This window comes from Cohnella mopanensis, assembly GCF_022352055.1.
Lineage (GTDB): Bacteria > Bacillota > Bacilli > Paenibacillales > Paenibacillaceae > Cohnella > Cohnella mopanensis.
On record NZ_JAKRWM010000022.1, the window covers coordinates 24,938 to 42,634 of the forward strand.

The window sequence follows — 17,697 nt, forward strand, 5'->3', positions numbered from 1 at the left end:
GCTCAGCCGCTTTTTAGCGTTCTTGAGAAATGCGAATAATAGCGAGCCCTATCGAATGACGGAGAGACTTTGCTTCATTCGCTTAAGTCCATTGAAATGTATCATTTAAAGTTAATTACACACCTAGTTGGATGGAATCGCATTGATTAAAATCGTGTTGATTGCGGGTACGTCTTACCCGGAATTCATTCATCCGGCATCCTCCCGATCGACTTGCTAAACCTAATCATTTTCCACGAAAGCGAGGTGTGTGCCCCGTTTAATGAAAACGTTTACATTATTTAATGGAATTAAGTACGAATAAGTGAGAGGAGCCTGTGACGCGATGATTCACAAGTTGTTCCATAGGAACTACATGAAGATGGCGGTACTCATCCTTAGCTTGAGCGTGGCGTTCTCTTCAGGGGGAATGGCGCCGACTTCACATGCGGCTGAAATTACTGCACCTCAGAATCTAGCAGCGACGGAACACACTCACGATTCCGTGACCTTGTCATGGGATTTAGTAGACGGAGTAAGCTCGGACGATGGCTATAACGTATGGAACGCCGCAACCGGCGACTGGCTTGCCTGGGCTGGAGCCCCCCCAAAAGTCATCGGGGGCTTAACCGCCGCAACCGAATATTCCTATTATGTGACGCCCGGTCGGGAGAATGGCAAGAAAAGCAATATCGTTACGGTAAAGACCGATCCGGTAGATCCGAATGCATACCCGAAACCTCCCCTAACCCCTCCACATAATCTAAAAATTACCGACATTACGGATTCCAGCGTTACGTTAAGTTGGGGCGGAAGCCCATCGGCCAACGGTTATGACATGTATGTGAATGGAGGTTGGAAAGGCGGGATCTGGGACGGTTCGAACTCCTATACCTTCCCGATCGATGAAGCAACCGTAGCGGGAGCCGTATACACATTCGAAGTCGCTGCGCAGTTGATGCCCGCCGTCTCGGCCAAAAGTAACGCGGTAACCCTTACTTGGGGTGAATTAAAGGCACCTCAAGATTTAAAGATCGTAACGGCAACTCGAACGACCGCATCGCTAGGGTGGGCTCCTACGCCTGGGGCGAACGGATACGATATTTACTTGAACGACAGGCTTGCCGATACGAGTGATTCCAACCGCTATGTCCTAACCGGGCTTACGGAAGGACAATCGTATAAGGTTAAAGTCGTGGCCCGCAATAAATTATGGCAATCGCCGGCAAGCAGCGAGACAACGGTAGTACCCGGAAGCCATTATAATATCGTAACCTACTATACTTCATGGTCCGTGTATGAAAGGGCCTATGAACCATCGGATATGGATGTATCGCAAATCACGCATATCAATTATGCCTTCGCCGATCTGTGTTGGAAAGGCTACGGATCGGGCGGTCTAGCTTGTCAGAATGAAGACGTTCCGTTGCAAGCGGATTACGTATTCGACGGAGAGATCGTCGTCGGAGACCAAGAGGTCGATCTTCGGAACATGGAAAATCTAAGATCGCTTAGGGCTCAACATCCTCACCTCAATCTGATGGTGTCCGTAGGCGGCTGGTCATGGTCGAAGAACTTCTCGAATATGGCCTCGACCGAAGAAACAAGGCGCGCCTTCGCTAACTCCGCGGTCGAATACCTTCGCGAATATCAATTAGATGGACTGGACATCGATTGGGAGTATCCGGTCGAGGGAGGGTTGGAAAGCAACTCAAGAGCCCCTGAAGATAAAGAAAACTTCGTTCGTTTAGTCCGAACCATTCGCGAAGCGCTGGATGCCGCAGGTTCGGTGGACAATAAGTATTACCTGCTGACGATCGCTTCCGCCCAATCCGACGCTTTCGTCGCGAATGCCGATCTGGCCCAATCATCGAAGTATCTCGATTTCATTAACATCATGACTTACGATTACGCAGGTACATGGGAAAATCTCGCCCATCATAACGCGCCTGTGTATTATGACAATAAACATCCTAAAGCCTCTGCCCAAAGGAACAACGTCTCCGCTGCGGTTGCAGGCCATCTGAACGGCGGAGTCCCTCATTACAAGCTTGTATTGGGAGTTCCCTTCTATGGATTCGGATTGATCGGCTGTCCGCCCGCTGGGCAATATTCGATATGCGAGGGCGGAACGATACCCTCCGACGAGAAATTCGGAACTTGGGAAACCTATGCGTTCGCTTTCTTCGATATCGAAGACAACTATTTGAATAAGAATGGCTATGTCCGCTATTGGAACGAAGCTGCCAAAGTTCCTTATCTCTATAACAAAGAGAAGCAACGTTTTATTTCCTATGATGATGAGGAATCCATGATGTACAAAGCTTCCTTAATCAAAACCTTGAACCTGGCAGGAGTAATGAGCTGGGACATCAGCCAAGATCGAAACAAAACCTTATCCGCTCAATTAGCGCATGACTTGTCCATCTCCGACACCGTACACTCCTCGATTGCGGCACCGGGCAAGTTGCTCGCGAGATCGATCGGCAGCAACTCCGCTGTCGTTGCGTGGGAGGCTTCTAAGGATGCTTCGGGGTATGACGTGCTAGCAGGCCATACTTGGGTTGGTTATACGACAGCAACGGAATATGTCGTACCGAATCTAACGCCTAGCACAGCCTATAAGGTTCAAGTCATTGCCGTTCAGAAAGACGGCGATAAGCTAAAAGGAGTCTCCACGGCTAGCAGCATCAGCTTAACGACGGCGAACGCGCCGAGCGGTTATTCGGGAGGCGGTGGCGGCGGGTATTCAGCTCCCGATCCGAACGGGAAAGCCGATCCGGGGACGAATCCATTGAAAGCGAAGATCGCTATGGAAGGAAACAAAGCGATATTTACGTTGGATACCGCAATAGCCGTTAAATCCATTCAAGCTTCCGGCTTTACAACCTCTCAAATCGTCGTAAGCACTGAAGCAGCGAAGACGGAGACCCTCATAGCGAAAGAAGTCATTCAGGCGATTGCGGCCAAAGGAGAGCAAGCTGCGCTATCCTTAATCGTGAATCAAGTGGAATATCGTATTCCGGTTAAGGCTTTGAAGCTTGCGGACAACATCTCGACTATTAGGATTACGATTCAAGCTCCGGACCAGAAGGTGACGGATGAATTCAAATCGGCAGCTCAAGCAAACGGAATTACGGTGTTGGTGAGTCCTGTGGAATTTCTGATCGAGTCGGTTGCTTCCAATGGCAAAACGACGGAAATCGAAAACTTCGGCTCCACTTATGTAAGTCGGATATTTAAGCTAAGCAATAAGGATATGCATAGGGAACGGGCGACCGGCGTAGTCTATGTTCCCGGTAACAAGAAGGTTTATTCTGTTCCGACGATATTTAAGAGCGGTTCCGACGGAACGGTTACAGCGGAGTTAAAGAGAACCGGGAACAGCATCTACGCCATCGTGGAGTCGAATCCGAGCTTCCTAGATGCGAAATCGCAGTGGGCCAAAGCGGATATCGAGTCGGCAGCATCGAAGTTCATAGTTTCCGGATTAAGCAAAGAGGAGTTCGGAGAAACTCAATATATTACCCGCGCTGAATTCGTCTCGATCATCGTGAAAGCACTGGGGATCATCCCCCAACCGCAAAGCTCGCCATTCAAGGACTTGGATAACGAAACAAAATTTGCGGTAGAGATCATTGCGGCTTGGAAGCTTGGTTTGATAAAAGGAAAGTCCGCCGACATCTTCGATCCGGCCGGATTCCTCACTCGCCAAGAAATGGCCACCGTACTTGCCCAAGCTATGGCCTTTGCCGGGTTCGCGAACAAGTCCGATCTTAACGCATTAACAGCCTATGACGATCGTGAGCAAATTTCCGCATTCGCAAAAGCATCCGTAGCGTTAATGGTAGAGAGCAAAATCATGAACGGCGTCACTCTAGCTAAGCTTGACCCGCTATCGAAGGTGACCAAAGCGCAAGCTACCGTGTCTGTTATGAGAATGCTTCGAGCTTTGAATTTATCTAATTAGGATATTGCGGTATAAGGGATGGAGTCAGGTGAACAACCTTCTCCATCCCTTTTTATGCCTCTGGCGTGACCGGCCTCGTATAGAACAAGCGATACTGCTCCGGCGTCATCCCCTCGCGTTCCCGAAAGCGGCGAATAAAGTAGCTGCTCTGGTTAAATCCCGTTTGCTCGGCGATCTGCTTCACCGTTAACCCTCCGAGAACGAGCAGCTTCTTCGATCTGGCGATTCTAGTCTCCTGCAAGAAGGATGCAGGAGATCTTCCCATGACCCGTTGAAACAGCCGGCAAAAGTAAGTCGGGCTGTAGCCCGCATAGCTCGCCATTCGTTCCAAATCCCAGTGTTCTCCGCAGCTTGCCGATATTTGGTCGGCAGTCTTGCGAATCCTTTCCTGATAATCCAATCCGGGCGATGCCGACAATCCCTCCGAGCTTCTGAGAAGCTCGACCAGCAATTCATACAATGTCGCGGATACGATCGTCTCATTGCCGCTTTCGTAAGCGGTGGATAAGCCCAGTAGCTTGTCCAGCAAAGAACGGATTCGTTCCTGTCGACCGAAGGTAAACAGCCATGGTTTCCCTATTCCCCGCCCCTCCAGTAATGCGTCAGCTCCCGCCCCGTAGAAATGAATCCAGTAAACGTCCCATGGCTCCGATCGGTTCGTCTCGTATTGCTGCGGTTCCCCGGGTGCAAACAAGAAACCTTGTCCCGCTTGAATTTCCGTCGTATGCCCTTTATACGTAACTTTTCCCCCGCCATCGAACAACAGATGAAGGTTGTAATAACCGAATAACCCCTTAGGGCGAAGCTCCCTATGCTTAGCTTCTTCCAAGTAACGTCCGCACGACTCGGGAAAGACGACGTACCGTCCGAACCCAGGCTTAGGCAAGTAATAATGAAGTTTCATTATCGGCACCGCATTTCATAAGATATTACTATCTATCATAAAATCATGTTATATAAGCCTTTAATAAAAAGGAATACAATCATTATACATCATATGATTATGCTACTACATGATCAAAGGAGCGTTACTATGTCAGCCAAATTGCTAGGCTCGGATGATTTTCAGTTAGGCGTTTGTTACTATCCGGAGCATTGGGACGAATCGTTATGGGAAGATGATTTTCGCCGGATGAAGGAGCTTGGATTAAGCGTCGTAAGGGTGGGAGAATTCGCTTGGACGATTTTCGAGCCTGAGGATGGCACCTTTTCCTTTGATCTATTCGACCGCGCACTGGATGCAGCCCATCGTTACGGGTTAAAGGTCATTATGGGAACCCCCACCGCCACGCCTCCGGCTTGGTTGACCTACCGATATCCCGAAGTATTGAACGCTAGACAGGACGGGGTTGTCTATCAACATGGCCAGCGTCGCCATTATAACTATAGCAGCCCGGTCTATCGCTTCTATTGCGAGAGAATCGTTAAGAAAATGGCGGAGCATTATTCCGCTCATCCCGCCATTATCGGTTGGCAGATCGACAACGAACTGAATTGCGAGACGAGCGAATACCATTCCGAAGCCGACCATATCGCATTCCGTAAATGGGCTCGCAACAAATACGGCTCGTTGGACAAGCTTAACAAAGCATGGGGAACGGTATTCTGGAGCCAATCTTATACCGACTGGGAGCAAGTATTCCTTACGCGTCCTACTCCATCGAACTCTCCTAACCCGCATCAGTTGCTCGACGAAAAAAGGTTCATATCGGACAATACGATAGCCTTTGCCCGTCTGCAAGCCAATATTCTGCGCGAGTACGCGCCTAACCAGTGGGTCACGACGAACGGCCTGTTCGGACATCTCGACAATCACGCCATGACCGACGAATTGTTGGATTTCTATTCTTACGACTCTTATCCGCAATTCAGTTCGTTGGAGGATCTGGATAACAAAGGTTCCTTGCGCGATCGCAGATGGAGCCTTGCGTTAAGCGAGTCCCGGTCCATCTCCCCTCAATTCTGCGTCATGGAACAACAATCCGGTCCGGGCGGCTGGGTGAATCGGATGGAGATGCCTGCTCCAAGACCGGGTCAAGTCCGGCTATGGACTTACCAATCCATCGCGCACGGAGCCGATATGCTTCTCTACTTCCGTTGGAGAACCGCTACGATGGGAACGGAAATCTATTGGCACGGCATCAACGACTACCATAACCGCCCTAATCGAAGAGTACGGGAAATCGCGCAAATCGGGGAAGAATTAAACCGGGTCGGCTCATGGATCACCGGTCAGAAGTTCAACGCCAGCGTCGCGTTGTTAGAGGATTACGATAATAGCTGGGATGCGGAGTTTGACGTCTGGGTCAAGCCGCTCCGTTGGCAAAGCCGGGAAGCCTGGCACAAAGCATTGCAGGAACGTCACCTACCGGTCGACGTCGTCTACATGCGGGATAACACGACATTAGAGCAATTGCGTCTGTATCCGGTGCTTGTATACGCTCACGCGACTATTCTAACAGAGCAACGAGCCGCAATGCTCGACGCCTACGTCAAGGGCGGGGGCACGTTGATCATGGGAGCCCGCACCGGTTACAAAGACGAACGCGGCCAATGCAGAATGATTCCTTTCCCTGGATTCGCCGCCGATTGGTGCGGCATTACGGTTGAAGATTTCACCCTGTGCAATCCGAACTATCCGGCAGCAGCCGTGCATTGGAAAGATGCTGAGGCAGCTGATTCTCCTACAGCATTATTTAACGAGGTTCTGAACGTGGAATCCACTTCGACAGAGATTATGGCCACCTACACTTCCGCTTATTACTCCGGAGGTATCGCATTGACTCGTAATCGGCATGGCGAAGGCTTTGCTTGGTATCTAGGATCCGCCTTCACTGAACAAATCGTTCATGGCATTCTAGACCGGATTGGCGTTACATCGCCTGCAGCCGGGTGGCTGGAACTCCCCAAACAAGTGGAGATCGCCATTCGCGGACACCTCACGTTCCTGCTTAACTACAGCCACAAACCGGTCTGGTTGAACTTCCTGCGTCCCGTATCGGAACTGCTGACAAGCCATGAATTGAATGGCCGAGTCGAGCTTGCTCCTTACGGAGTGTTCCTCATCAAATCTTAAAATTCACCTTCAAATCTATGGCGACCGAACGGAGGAATAACCTCTTTTCCGTCGCTTCTTTTATTCCCCCTACATTTATTAACTCTTCAACCGATAATAGTATAAGCAATTATCATCCATGAGAGGGAGCTGCCAACATGCTGAACAACGTTTCCATCCGTACAAAACTTCTTTTTTTGCTTTTCACTCCTCTTGTCCTATTTGCAACGACAGCTATCTATCTTCTTGGTCTCAACACTTCCAACATCAATAAGCTGACCAATGTGCTGTACGAGACTAGCAATCGTTCCTCTAATCTTGTGTTGAACGCGGACAGGGATATGTACCAGGCTTATAGCGCGTACCTCCAGTTGGCCTCGCCTTATTTCTCTGCTGATAATAAAGATAAAAGCCTCATCGCATTTAACGAAAACATTAAACAAGCGAATGACCGGATCGATCAAGCTCTGAAGATCATTAAGGATCAAGGGCTAACCGGGTTAACGCATGAAACAAGCGGCAAATCCATAGAGACGATCATAGTTGAAGTAGATCGCCTCTTCAATGATTGGGCGAAACAGGCGAATAGCCACATTAACGAAAAGACATTCTCCAGCGAGAGTGAAGCGAAAATACAGTCGGAGTTCGAAGAAGCCCGCGGAAATATTAACGATTTCGGAGAAATCCTTGAAGACTATTCGGGGAAAGAAGTACAGATCATGAACGATAACGCGGCTCAGACAAGCACGTTTACCTATATCATCCTCATCGTGGAATGGATCCTCTTAATCTTTTTCGGTGTCTTCCTAATCCGTAAAGTGAGCACGACCGTTTCTTTGGTTCAATTGAAAACGAAGCAAGTATCATTAGGGGATCTGAAATATACTCCCCAACAAAAATACGATAAAGACGAGCTTGGGCAAATTTTATTTTCCGTGGATGGCATGATCGGCAAAATGCGAGAGCTCATCAGCAGCATCGCGTCCAACGCGAACGAGGTAGCCACTGCTTCCGAAGAGCTCACTCACAGCGCGCAAGAATCTTCTTCCGCGGCGAGCCATGTAGCAGAGAACATTCAAGAGATAACTTCTCTCGTAGAAGTTCAAGCGACCATTGCCGATGAGGCTAGCAAAGCGATCGAAGAGATGTCCGTAGGCGTTCAGAGGATCGCCGAAAGCACGAACACCATCTCCGATCATTCCACTCAAACGAATCAGCAGGCTGACCAAGGCAGCGAGCTTCTGCACAACTTAAAGCAGCAGATGGAACAGATGATGTCCACGATCTTGGAATTAAACCGCAGCGTCGATACCCTAAACGACAAGTCGGCTAAGATTGGGGAGATTACCGAAAATATTACCGGCTTCGCCAACCAAACCGGCATTCTTTCGCTTAACGCATCAATTGAAGCGGCTAGAGCCGGAGAACATGGCAAAGGATTTGCCGTCGTCGCTCAGGAAATCCGGAAGCTCGCCACGAACTCTCTTGAATCCGCCAATAGCATTAATGATCTCATCGCCGATACCCGGAACGAGATTGAACATGCTTCTGGTTACATGAGAATCACTGTGGAGCAATGCGAGCAAGGCACATCCATCATGGACGACGTGGCTCAAGGATTTGGGGCTATCGTGGGATCCATCAAACAAGTCACGGAGCAAATTCACGATACTTCTTCAATCACGCAGCAGATGTCCGCAAGCTCTGAGGAAGTATCCGCTAGCATGGATCAATCCTCTTCCTCCGTTAGAGAGATTGCCGGCAAAGCGCAGAACGTTGCTGCGGCTACCGAGGAACAACTCGCGCTCGTGGAGAACATCGCCCATTCGTCCGAACAACTGCAACAAATCGTGAAGAACTTGAATGCTTCCGTTCGGTATTTCAAGTTATAAGCAGTGTTTTCGCGGATCCCCCTTTAATGATTAATGCCATAGAAGATAGGGGAGGATATTCTCCAATTATGTCGAATTTTAGTACAAAGAACTTTATATCTGGTTCTAAGGTAACGAGAGGATAGCAACGAGAATTGATGAGAGGGAGTTAATCCATGTATTGTACAAGCTGCGGAAACAAAATAGAAACCGAGGAAAAATATTGCGCTAGTTGCGGGAGTCCGAATACTACGTCGGCAACGAATTCATCTCTTCTGCAGAAACAGCCGTATCCTTCTAACGAGCAGCCTTATTCACCTAATCCTAGCCAACCGTATCCTCAGAACGCCCAGCCGTACCCACAGAGCGGGCAGAGGGACATTAAGAAGGGCACAGCATATGTTGCCTTAGGTTGGGTGTTTTTTGGATTATCTTTCTTGATTATCCCGATCTTATTCGGTGGAGGAAGCTTCATCATGGGCTTCATGGTCTACAAAGTTCGTAACCAAACTCATGGTGTAGTGTTAATGGTTATGGCCGTAGTAGGAACTTTGCTTGGGGTATTGCTTGGGATTGCTCTTGCAACGGCTTAAGAGCAATTGAGAACTGCACAAACAAGAAGGGGCTGTCCCATGTTGACTATGGGACAGCCCCTTCTTGTTTAGACAATCGGAATTCCGAATTATTTATTCTTCTTCATATACTCATTCGTATACTGAACGATTTTCTTCGATATGATTTGCCCGTCATACTTGTAACGTTTCTTTAGGATGTCGTTATGTACTTTGTCTATCGCGTAATCGGATGCATCATAGGCCTTCACTTGGATTTGGTAGCTCTTCTTGATTAGTTTCTGTAGTTCTTTATCCGCCTCGGCCATGTTTTTCTTGTAAGCGATTTGGGCTACTGCTCTTGCTTTTTTAACTTCTGCTTTAGCTCCCTTGTACCAAGCTTTTTCGAGTTCCGCCGAATTATCGACGTCTTTGATACTGGATGACCCGGGCTTTTTGAAGTACTCCTCAAGCTTTTGGTTCTCTTCTTTGCTTCCGCCAACGACCTGTGGAACCGCGTTCGCAACGGTTGGAAGAGCTACTAATAAAGCTAAGCACATGATTATGATTTTTCTCATCGTTGAAGGGTTCTCCTTTTACTGTCGCTCATTCCATTATAATTCGACATTTATAAGACATGACCCTCCGTAATAGTGTATGTTTCTTGTAGAGTAAATGCATACTACTATATCAAACTGGGGGATTTCAAGTTGAAATACATAACTTCTGGGGAGTCCTATATAGAAATCGAGTGTACATCCTGTAAAAAGAGACATATCGTGCAAGAAGCCAATTACTCTGAAAAGCGTTACGGCTATGAATTGAAACCAGCGGTTAAATGCTCTTGCGGGGATGGCATAGCCGTTCAGATCGAGGTGAACAAGAAGAGTAGCGGTTCCAAATCGTTAATCATTATTATTGTATTCTTACCGCTCATTATTTTTGCGGCCATCGTCATTCAGGCGCTATTACGTAGCCTCTCATGAACAACCTCTCATTTCTCGCTTCCCTCAACCACAGATCTATAAGTATGACGGACACCAGAGACCTTATTTGCTGAATATACCTCTTTTGCTGGATACTTACGGACATGAGAGTCCTTATTTCGCACAATTCCATGCGTTTTTGGGTCGTTACGAGCAAATAAGGTCTCTCATGTCCGTTAGAGAGCGATTATTCCCTAAAACTCACAAATAAGGTCTCCTAGGTCCGTTTGGATTTGACGTCTAAACACATTGTCATTTTCTTATTTGCAAGAAAGCTATATTTTCATAATAAAAAACTAGCCGTACTTTCTAACAGCAGCCTTCCCTCCAATTTGACCCTTTTCAAGCCAATTTCTCTGGAGCATTACATTTATTTTTATGCATGAAAATGCTCCCCTTCAGTAGCAGGTTTTTATTATTTCACCTGTCTACTGTATGGGGAGCATATCGTACGAAGAATGTATGCGACTGCTTTAAACAATGAAAATGACGCCGTAGAGTACCGACGCTAGCTTGCTGCCTTAAGTATTTTCGTATCCACTAAATGAAATCTTGACCAATCAAAAATCGCATAAGAATCGCTGCAATTTCCGCGCGGGTCGCCGTTCCGGACGGGTCAAGCATTTCATTGCCTATGCCGGAGATGAGACCTTTTCCAACCGCCCACTTCATAGATCCATTCGCCCAATCGTAAATTTTGTCCTTGTCTGTAAAGCCGGACAGATCACCCGTCACTGTAATATCGCGGTTATTATGCTGTACGTAGCGATACAGCAAGACGACAAGCTGTTCACGGAGCTGTTCACGGGTCACTGTATCTTAGATGCCAAATCATGGCGCGGTTGGCCGCCAAGTTATTTTGTCCCTCGAAAGCTGATCGACCAAAGTAGGGTAAACACTGTTGTATCCCAAATATTCAATATAATCCAGAGGGTCCGTTACCTCCGCGAAGTTATATCCATCTATGTATTACTGCCAGTGCCCACTCGTTTAGCCATAATACGCTTAAATAGAAGTGGAATGTAGAGTATTGATAGTTCACAGCTCGAAAGTGTCAAAATATATGCTGCCACATCAAATTCTTTATTGATCGTTCCAACTCCATAAACGATAGCCGCGATCGGGAAAGCAACCATCAGAAGAACGATAATCACTGTTAAGCCTAGCTGTTTATCAGGTGTTAAACGTTGCTTATTTATCCATACGTATAATAGTACAGCTACAATAATAATGACCAACACCAACAGCGACCACAAAGCGAAGGTATCGAACTTCGATAGAGCCCATTGGATAAATCGCTCCTCTTCATCAAATCGAATACGGGCACGATCCAAAGACTTCACTAGTGCATCACGAACTAGAAACGAGCCGACTATACCGGTAATCGCCACAATTGAACCCATACCCAAGCACAAGCGTTCGATCTTTCTCATTTTCCAGAAAGAAAGGAGCATCGTCACCACAATTCCTATCCCCAAAACTTGTATAAAGATGCCTATATTCAGATAAATCGTAACACACCTCACTTATGATCATCTGCTTTATCATCAACCTTCATAAATCGCATCTTTGCCAGGGAACGACTCGCCTTTGCTGCTTTCTAACAGGCGGAACCAGTTTTTCTGGTAGAACAAAAGGAGAAAGACAATCCGGAATAAGTACGCGCAGGTTAAACCGAATTTCTTCTTAAACCCCGCGCCGTTCAAGTGTGTGGGATGCGCGAATAGACAGTTCAGAAGATATGGCAGTATTCGCTTATCGTGAAGTAATCACATACCGTTTCTCAAATCGTCTGTGTCGACCTGCAATCAGGGAGCAAAGACCTCCGGATTATCGTTTCTCCAGGCGCCTATGCAACCAATTAAACAGACCGTGTGCCTTATCATCACTCTATCGATCTCTCTGTTCTCATACTCAACTACGATATTTATGCCCGGCTTGCGCCATGCCAATACTCGTCCGGAAAATCCAGGCCACTCACATTCTTCATCCAGTTCAGGTTGACCATATGCCTTTATCGAATCATCCGGTGTTGAGCTCATCGTGATTCCCTCGGGAAGCTTTCCGGGAAACGGAGCTTTAATTCTGTCATCCGCTCCGGGAGCAAGAAAATGTATGGCGCCAATGATCCATCCATCTTCATTTGTATAATTAAGTCCGGTCAGATCATTTATTTTGGGTGCGCGATAAATATCGATGCGTATCGATGATTTCACAGACCAGATGATATCGTCGTTGAAATAGCTGTTAGGAGGCGGCATTCGCTTGACGCCGAACGATTGCAGTAAAGCTTGAACATTCCTGGGATTGTACGGATGGCCAAGCATTTCAACGAGCTGTTCAGATGGTTCTTTCATGCCTAAACCCATTCCTTTCGCTTCGTTCAATGCACACAACATGATTAATAAGGACGAGTGGGATCTATTATTGAATGCGGAAGCTTTTCTATGTAAGCATCAAAAGCATCTATGCCTTCTTGTAAAATTATACGTGCTTCATTAGGAGTAATTGGTATAGCCCACAAGACACTAATTATTTCTTCACCTATTTTTATTTCTTCTAATTCCTCACTTTCTCCTCTTAGTTCATCAATCAAGAGGGCTTTTGTAGTCCAGTTCTCTGGTGCGAGCGCGCTCTCAGTCATTACTCGCGGTATTTCCGAAGATTTAATATTTTCAATATTATGGGCAATTAGGTCGCAGAAATATGAGAATATGCAATCAATACTTTCTTGTCCCAAATCGGGTTTTAAAGCCAGCATCCATTCAGTCTCAGTAAGTTTTCCAGTTTTTCGAATGGAATTAGATAAGCCGACTGTTGCGAATCTTGCAGGAATATTATCATTAATTGATGGGAAATAATAAATTTCAATAGGTACGCCAATCTCCGGTTTTGTCATTATGACTCTATATTCTGGCATAGACCATTCTTTAATGTATAAATTAAGAATAATTGTTCTTCTGATGTCGAAGTCCAGAATTTTTCCTTGGCTTGACTCTCTGTTGATTTGCACATCCATCACCATTTTTCTTAATTGGTTTTCTCGGTTCTGGGATATACCTAACTCACTGAAAATTTTCCCTCTATAGCATTGAGTAGTGCCTCTGAAAAATTTGATCCAACTTGTACGGCACTGCTCCAATCCAGATCGCCAAGAGGAACTGCCCAGACCGATGAGTCCGCGGGGAGTGATTTAAAAACGTATCCATGGCCTCCTTCATTCGATCCAAAGCATAAAGATCTATTGCCTAGATACTTGTTTATTGAGAAATCTTTGTTGAGAGCCTCCAGTTCATCTATCGGCCAGAAGGAGAAGTACATATCACCAAATCGACCCTCCCCACCATTTGCCCATTGCATCCAATAGATATAGTCTTCTGGAAGATCGAGTGTATCAGAAATTTTTTCTATCACATCATTATCCAGTGGTGGATCTTTGTCGTATTGGTCAAAAATCTTTGACTTTATGATATCTATTGAATTTTTCATTAATTGAATACTCCGAGGTTATTGAAATATTTATAGCTCTTTTTTAAGGCACTTTTACGATATTTTCAAAAAAACTGCCGCTTTCATATCCTGTGATGAATAATCAAATTCTACCATGCATATGGTAATCCTTTCCGTTTGTATACGTCAAGCATTATATAAATTAATAAAATAGGCTTCTCACAAAGTTCGATTTGAACTCGTGAGAAGCCTATATGTTCATAATGGGGTCAAACTGTGTTTCCCTTACGAGAAACCCTTGATGCTACAGGCTTTGCAGCCTGTATTACATCATGCCGCCCATACCGCCCATGTCAGGCATGCCGCCTGCAGGGCCTTTGTCTTTCTCAGGCTTGTCGGCGATAACCGCTTCGGTTGTCAAGAAGACAGCCGCTACGGATGCAGCGTTCTGAAGCGCAGAGCGAGTTACTTTAACAGGGTCGATAATACCTGCTTCGAACATGTTAACCCATTCGCCGGATGCAGCGTTGTAGCCTGTTCCGACAGCTTCCTTCTTCAGACGCTCAACGATAACGGAGCCTTCTTGGCCAGCGTTAGCCGCGATCGTGCGGATTGGCTCTTCCAGAGCGCGAAGGATGATGTTCACGCCTGTTTTCTCGTCGCCTTCTGCTTTTACTGCAGCAACAGCAGCGTATACGTTAACGAGGGCTGTACCGCCACCGGAAACGATACCTTCTTCAACAGCAGCGCGAGTCGCGTTCAGAGCATCTTCGATACGAAGTTTGCGCTCTTTCAATTCTGTTTCGGTAGCTGCGCCGACTTTGATTACCGCAACGCCGCCAGCCAGTTTAGCCAGACGCTCTTGCAGTTTCTCGCGGTCGAAATCGGAAGTTGTATCTTCGATTTGCGCTTTGATTTGGTTAACGCGAGCATCGATATCGGCTTTGTCTCCAGCACCGTCTACGACGATCGTGTTTTCTTTGTTTACGCGCACTTGGCGTGCTGTACCCAATTGTTGGATCGTAGTCGATTTCAGCTCTAAGCCAAGCTCTTCCGTGATCACTTGACCGCCAGTAAGAGCGGCGATATCTTGCAGCATCGCTTTACGGCGATCGCCAAAGCCGGGAGCTTTAACGCCGACGCAAGTGAACGTTCCACGCAAACGGTTAACGACAAGCGTAGACAATGCTTCGCCTTCGATGTCTTCCGCGATGATCAGCAATTGCTTGCCGGATTGTACGACTTTCTCAAGAACAGGCAAAATCTCTTGAATGTTCGAGATTTTCTTGTCCGTGATCAGGATCAACGGATTATCAAGGTTTGCTTCCATCTTGTCCGTATCCGTAATCATGTAAGGAGTAATGTATCCACGGTCGAATTGCATACCTTCTACAACTTCAAGATCCGTGTTGAAACCTTTGGATTCTTCAACGGTAATAACGCCGTCTTTGCCGACTTTATCCATTGCATCAGCAATCAGTTGACCCACTTCGTCATCAGCAGCAGAAATTGCAGCTACTTGAGCGATGTCGTTGCGGCCTTCAACCGGCTTGGAGATCTTTTGCAATTCTTCTACAGCAGCTCTAACCGCTTTGTCGATCCCTTTACGGATGACCATAGGGTTAGCGCCGGCCGTTACGTTCTTAAGGCCTTCGCGAATCATCGCTTGAGCAAGAACGGTTGCCGTAGTCGTACCGTCACCGGCGATATCATTCGTTTTGGTAGCTACCTCTTTAACAAGCTGAGCTCCCATGTTCTCGAATGCATCTTCCAGTTCGATTTCTTTAGCAATCGTTACGCCATCGTTCGTGATCAGAGGAGAACCAAATTTTTTCTCCAATACAACGTTACGACCTTTTGGTCCAAGCGTTACTTTAACTACGTTAGCCAATGCATCTACGCCGCGAAGCATCGCGCGACGAGCGTCTTCGCTGAATTTAATTTCTTTAGCCATCGTTAATTAACCTCCTTAGATTCTGTAATTCTGTAATTCTTTAATTAACCTACGATCGCGTGAATATCGCTTTCTTTCATGATCAAATACTCTTTACCTTCGTATTTGATTTCCGTTCCTGCATATTTAGAGAACAACACACGGTCGCCTGCTTTAACTTCCAGCGCGATCCGTTCACCGTCTTTAGTCAAAGCTCCGCTACCAACCGCAACAATCGTTCCTTCTTGCGGCTTTTCTTTTGCAGTATCCGGCAATACGATACCACTAATCGTTTTTTCTTCTTTTGCGTTCGCTTCTACGAGAACGCGGTCACCTAAAGGTTTAATCATGTAAATAGCCTCCTTCTTAAATTGTACGTTTTTAAATTTGAAGCCATTCCCTGTTAGCACTCAATTGTGTTAAGTGCTAATAACCATTTTCTATGATACGGTTTTTAAAGATGGTTTTCAAGTCCTTTTGCGTTAAATCCTATACAAAAAAATGCGAATCCGCGTTTGCCGCGAATTCGCATCGAACTTGCATCCTATCCAGTATTGCCCTTATTTCATCCGGCAATCAGGTTTTGAAATTTCCTACCAAGCCTTTAAGTCTGGTTGCCATCGAGCTTAAATTCTCTGCCGTACGCGCCATCTCTTCGGTCGAAGAGAGCTGCTGCTCCGTCATGGCAGAAACTTGCTCTGTAAAAGAAGCCGTTTCTTCGGTAATGCGGGAAATGTCCTGAATGGATTGAACGACAGAAGCGCTGCCCGCGGACATTTGCTCTACGGAAGCGGCCACATCAACGATATTAGAACTAAGCAGTCCAACCTTGCCTACGATATCGCGGAAGGTTTCTTCGGCGTTCTCCATGCCCGTTACCGCTGAGAATACTTGTCCTGCACTCTGTTCGAACATTGTAGCCACTTGTCCGATATCACTCGACATCGTCCCGATCGTATCCCCGATCTGAACAGCGGATTGTTGCGTCTGATCGGCTAGCTTGCGGATTTCTCCAGCTACGACGGCAAAGCCGCGTCCATGCTCGCCCGCGCGTGCAGCCTCGATAGCCGCATTAAGCGCCAGCAGGTTCGTCTGGTTCGCAACTTCCGAGATATAACCGATAACTTCCCGTACTTGCTCGGATTTATGGTTCAATCCTCTTACGACTTCTTGAAGCGAACGGAATGCCTTGCCTACCTGCCCGATCTCTATCGAGGTCGTCTGCAGGAGTACGGAACCGTCTTCCGCGCGGCTTACCGTCGATTGGGCGGCATCCGACACTCCTGTCGTCGTCGAAGCCACTTGATTCAAGCCGTCAAGCGTCTCTTGCATCGTAGCGGATATTTCCTGAGATTGCGCGACTTGCGTCTCGGAACCAGCCGCAACCTTCTCGACCGCTTTGGATACTTCGCTGCTTACGCGAGCGTTCTCGTCCGCGCCCTGCTTAAGCAAGATCGCCGATGCCGCAAGCTCTGCCGTGCTATCGCGAAGCTCTTTCATCATTTTCTGTAAGCCGTCGAGCATTTGGTTGGCCGCGCCGGCGAGGTCTCCCATCTCATCGGTAGATCTAATATGTATGCGTCTCGTTAAATCTCCGCCGGAAGAGGCAATATTACGCAGCGTAGACGTGACTCCGCCGATCGATTCGGTCAAATTGCGAGCCAACCACAATAATCCGAAACCGCCGGCACCAGCTAGAACCAAGAAAATAACGATGACCTCAACGAACAAGGCCTTATTTTCCGTTAAATCCATCCCCGTTATCATCAGGACTAACGCTACTGCCAGTAACACAATCATACCTACGTAACCAAACGCAATTTTTCGACCTAAAGTCATATCACGCATGCCTCTGTCCCTCCCGATATCAACAGGCTGTTGTAAGCCCTTTCCTGAAACAAG

Annotated in this window: 15 protein-coding genes and 1 pseudogene; 5 read left to right on the plus strand and 11 right to left on the minus strand. The window is 47.0% G+C overall.

The genetic code is table 11. The annotated features are described in order from the left end of the window. The first annotated feature begins 325 nt into the window (after nucleotides 1-325). On the plus strand, nucleotides 326-3,949 hold the full coding sequence (locus tag L3D05_RS23270) for a glycosyl hydrolase family 18 protein (RefSeq protein ID WP_239618774.1): 3,624 nt from the start codon (nucleotides 326-328) through the stop codon (nucleotides 3,947-3,949). 52 nt (nucleotides 3,950-4,001) lie between these two features. Here the strand turns inward: L3D05_RS23270 and L3D05_RS23275 are convergent, their stop codons facing one another. Then, entirely contained in the window at nucleotides 4,002-4,853 is an 852-nt protein-coding gene (locus tag L3D05_RS23275) for a helix-turn-helix transcriptional regulator (protein WP_239618775.1), read from the minus strand. Between the two features lie 129 nt (nucleotides 4,854-4,982). On the opposite strand from L3D05_RS23275, the gene L3D05_RS23280 reads away from it, so the two are divergent. The 3 genes from L3D05_RS23280 (at nucleotide 4,983) to L3D05_RS23290 (ending at nucleotide 9,468) form a co-directional block, all read left to right on the plus strand. Beyond that, nucleotides 4,983-7,025 (plus strand): beta-galactosidase, encoded by a 2,043-nt coding sequence (locus L3D05_RS23280; RefSeq protein WP_239618776.1) that lies wholly within the window; start codon nucleotides 4,983-4,985, stop codon nucleotides 7,023-7,025. Between the two features lie 137 nt (nucleotides 7,026-7,162). Continuing rightward, nucleotides 7,163-8,896, plus strand: a complete 1,734-nt coding sequence (locus L3D05_RS23285; RefSeq protein ID WP_239618777.1) for a methyl-accepting chemotaxis protein — start codon at nucleotides 7,163-7,165, stop codon at nucleotides 8,894-8,896. Between the two features lie 155 nt (nucleotides 8,897-9,051). Then, nucleotides 9,052-9,468: a zinc ribbon domain-containing protein gene (locus tag L3D05_RS23290; protein ID WP_239618778.1), complete on the plus strand. Its 417-nt coding sequence runs from the start codon at nucleotides 9,052-9,054 to the stop codon at nucleotides 9,466-9,468. A gap of 89 nt (nucleotides 9,469-9,557) precedes the next feature. Here L3D05_RS23290 and L3D05_RS23295 read toward each other — a convergent pair whose 3' ends face one another. Beyond that, entirely contained in the window at nucleotides 9,558-10,004 is a 447-nt protein-coding gene (locus tag L3D05_RS23295; RefSeq protein WP_239618779.1) for a hypothetical protein, read from the minus strand. A 201-nt stretch (nucleotides 10,005-10,205) separates the two neighbouring features. Between L3D05_RS23295 and L3D05_RS23300 the strand changes: the two genes are divergently transcribed. Then, on the plus strand, nucleotides 10,206-10,412 hold the full coding sequence (locus L3D05_RS23300) for a hypothetical protein (RefSeq protein WP_239618780.1): 207 nt from the start codon (nucleotides 10,206-10,208) through the stop codon (nucleotides 10,410-10,412). Nucleotides 10,413-10,952: 540 nt separating this feature from the next. Here the strand turns inward: L3D05_RS23300 and L3D05_RS23305 are convergent. From L3D05_RS23305 to L3D05_RS23345, 9 genes and pseudogenes are all read right to left on the minus strand, one after another. Beyond that, on the minus strand, nucleotides 10,953-11,225 hold the full coding sequence (locus L3D05_RS23305) for an S-layer homology domain-containing protein (protein ID WP_239618781.1): 273 nt from the start codon (nucleotides 11,223-11,225) through the stop codon (nucleotides 10,953-10,955). Between the two features lie 149 nt (nucleotides 11,226-11,374). After that, the gene (locus L3D05_RS23310) at nucleotides 11,375-11,875 is read right to left on the minus strand and encodes a hypothetical protein (RefSeq protein WP_239618782.1); all 501 of its coding nucleotides are present in this window, start codon (nucleotides 11,873-11,875) and stop codon (nucleotides 11,375-11,377) included. A 93-nt stretch (nucleotides 11,876-11,968) separates the two neighbouring features. Beyond that, a pseudogene (locus tag L3D05_RS26830) lies at nucleotides 11,969-12,121 on the minus strand (IS4 family transposase); the annotation flags it as partial. A gap of 99 nt (nucleotides 12,122-12,220) precedes the next feature. After that, a complete protein-coding gene (locus tag L3D05_RS23320) occupies nucleotides 12,221-12,799 on the minus strand; it encodes a hypothetical protein (protein WP_239618783.1) in 579 nt (192 codons plus the stop codon). Between the two features lie 14 nt (nucleotides 12,800-12,813). Next, nucleotides 12,814-13,431 (minus strand): suppressor of fused domain protein, encoded by a 618-nt coding sequence (locus L3D05_RS23325; protein ID WP_239618784.1) that lies wholly within the window; start codon nucleotides 13,429-13,431, stop codon nucleotides 12,814-12,816. A gap of 41 nt (nucleotides 13,432-13,472) precedes the next feature. After that, nucleotides 13,473-13,901 (minus strand): SMI1/KNR4 family protein, encoded by a 429-nt coding sequence (locus tag L3D05_RS23330; RefSeq protein ID WP_239618785.1) that lies wholly within the window; start codon nucleotides 13,899-13,901, stop codon nucleotides 13,473-13,475. A gap of 286 nt (nucleotides 13,902-14,187) precedes the next feature. Continuing rightward, on the minus strand, nucleotides 14,188-15,816 hold the full coding sequence (groL, locus tag L3D05_RS23335; protein WP_239618786.1) for a chaperonin GroEL: 1,629 nt from the start codon (nucleotides 15,814-15,816) through the stop codon (nucleotides 14,188-14,190). Between the two features lie 44 nt (nucleotides 15,817-15,860). Beyond that, entirely contained in the window at nucleotides 15,861-16,145 is a 285-nt protein-coding gene (gene groES / locus L3D05_RS23340) for a co-chaperone GroES (RefSeq protein ID WP_135152052.1), read from the minus strand. A 226-nt stretch (nucleotides 16,146-16,371) separates the two neighbouring features. After that, nucleotides 16,372-17,643, minus strand: a complete 1,272-nt coding sequence (locus L3D05_RS23345; protein WP_239618787.1) for a methyl-accepting chemotaxis protein — start codon at nucleotides 17,641-17,643, stop codon at nucleotides 16,372-16,374. Nucleotides 17,644-17,697 lie beyond the last annotated feature (54 nt).

Bases quoted from the DNA above. Each gene is read 5' to 3' on its own strand.
- L3D05_RS23270 (WP_239618774.1), top strand. From the start codon at position 326: ATGATTCACAAGTTGTTCCATAGGAACTACATGAAGATGGCGGTACTC.
- L3D05_RS23275 (WP_239618775.1), bottom strand. From the start codon at position 4,853: ATGAAACTTCATTATTACTTGCCTAAGCCTGGGTTCGGACGGTACGTC.
- L3D05_RS23290 (WP_239618778.1), top strand. From the start codon at position 9,052: ATGTATTGTACAAGCTGCGGAAACAAAATAGAAACCGAGGAAAAATAT.
- L3D05_RS23295 (WP_239618779.1), bottom strand. From the start codon at position 10,004: ATGAGAAAAATCATAATCATGTGCTTAGCTTTATTAGTAGCTCTTCCA.
- L3D05_RS23285 (WP_239618777.1), top strand. From the start codon at position 7,163: ATGCTGAACAACGTTTCCATCCGTACAAAACTTCTTTTTTTGCTTTTC.
- groL (WP_239618786.1), bottom strand. From the start codon at position 15,816: ATGGCTAAAGAAATTAAATTCAGCGAAGACGCTCGTCGCGCGATGCTT.
- L3D05_RS23345 (WP_239618787.1), bottom strand. From the start codon at position 17,643: ATGCGTGATATGACTTTAGGTCGAAAAATTGCGTTTGGTTACGTAGGT.
- L3D05_RS23280 (WP_239618776.1), top strand. From the start codon at position 4,983: ATGTCAGCCAAATTGCTAGGCTCGGATGATTTTCAGTTAGGCGTTTGT.
- L3D05_RS23325 (WP_239618784.1), bottom strand. From the start codon at position 13,431: ATGGATGTGCAAATCAACAGAGAGTCAAGCCAAGGAAAAATTCTGGAC.
- L3D05_RS23330 (WP_239618785.1), bottom strand. From the start codon at position 13,901: ATGAAAAATTCAATAGATATCATAAAGTCAAAGATTTTTGACCAATAC.
- groES (WP_135152052.1), bottom strand. From the start codon at position 16,145: ATGATTAAACCTTTAGGTGACCGCGTTCTCGTAGAAGCGAACGCAAAA.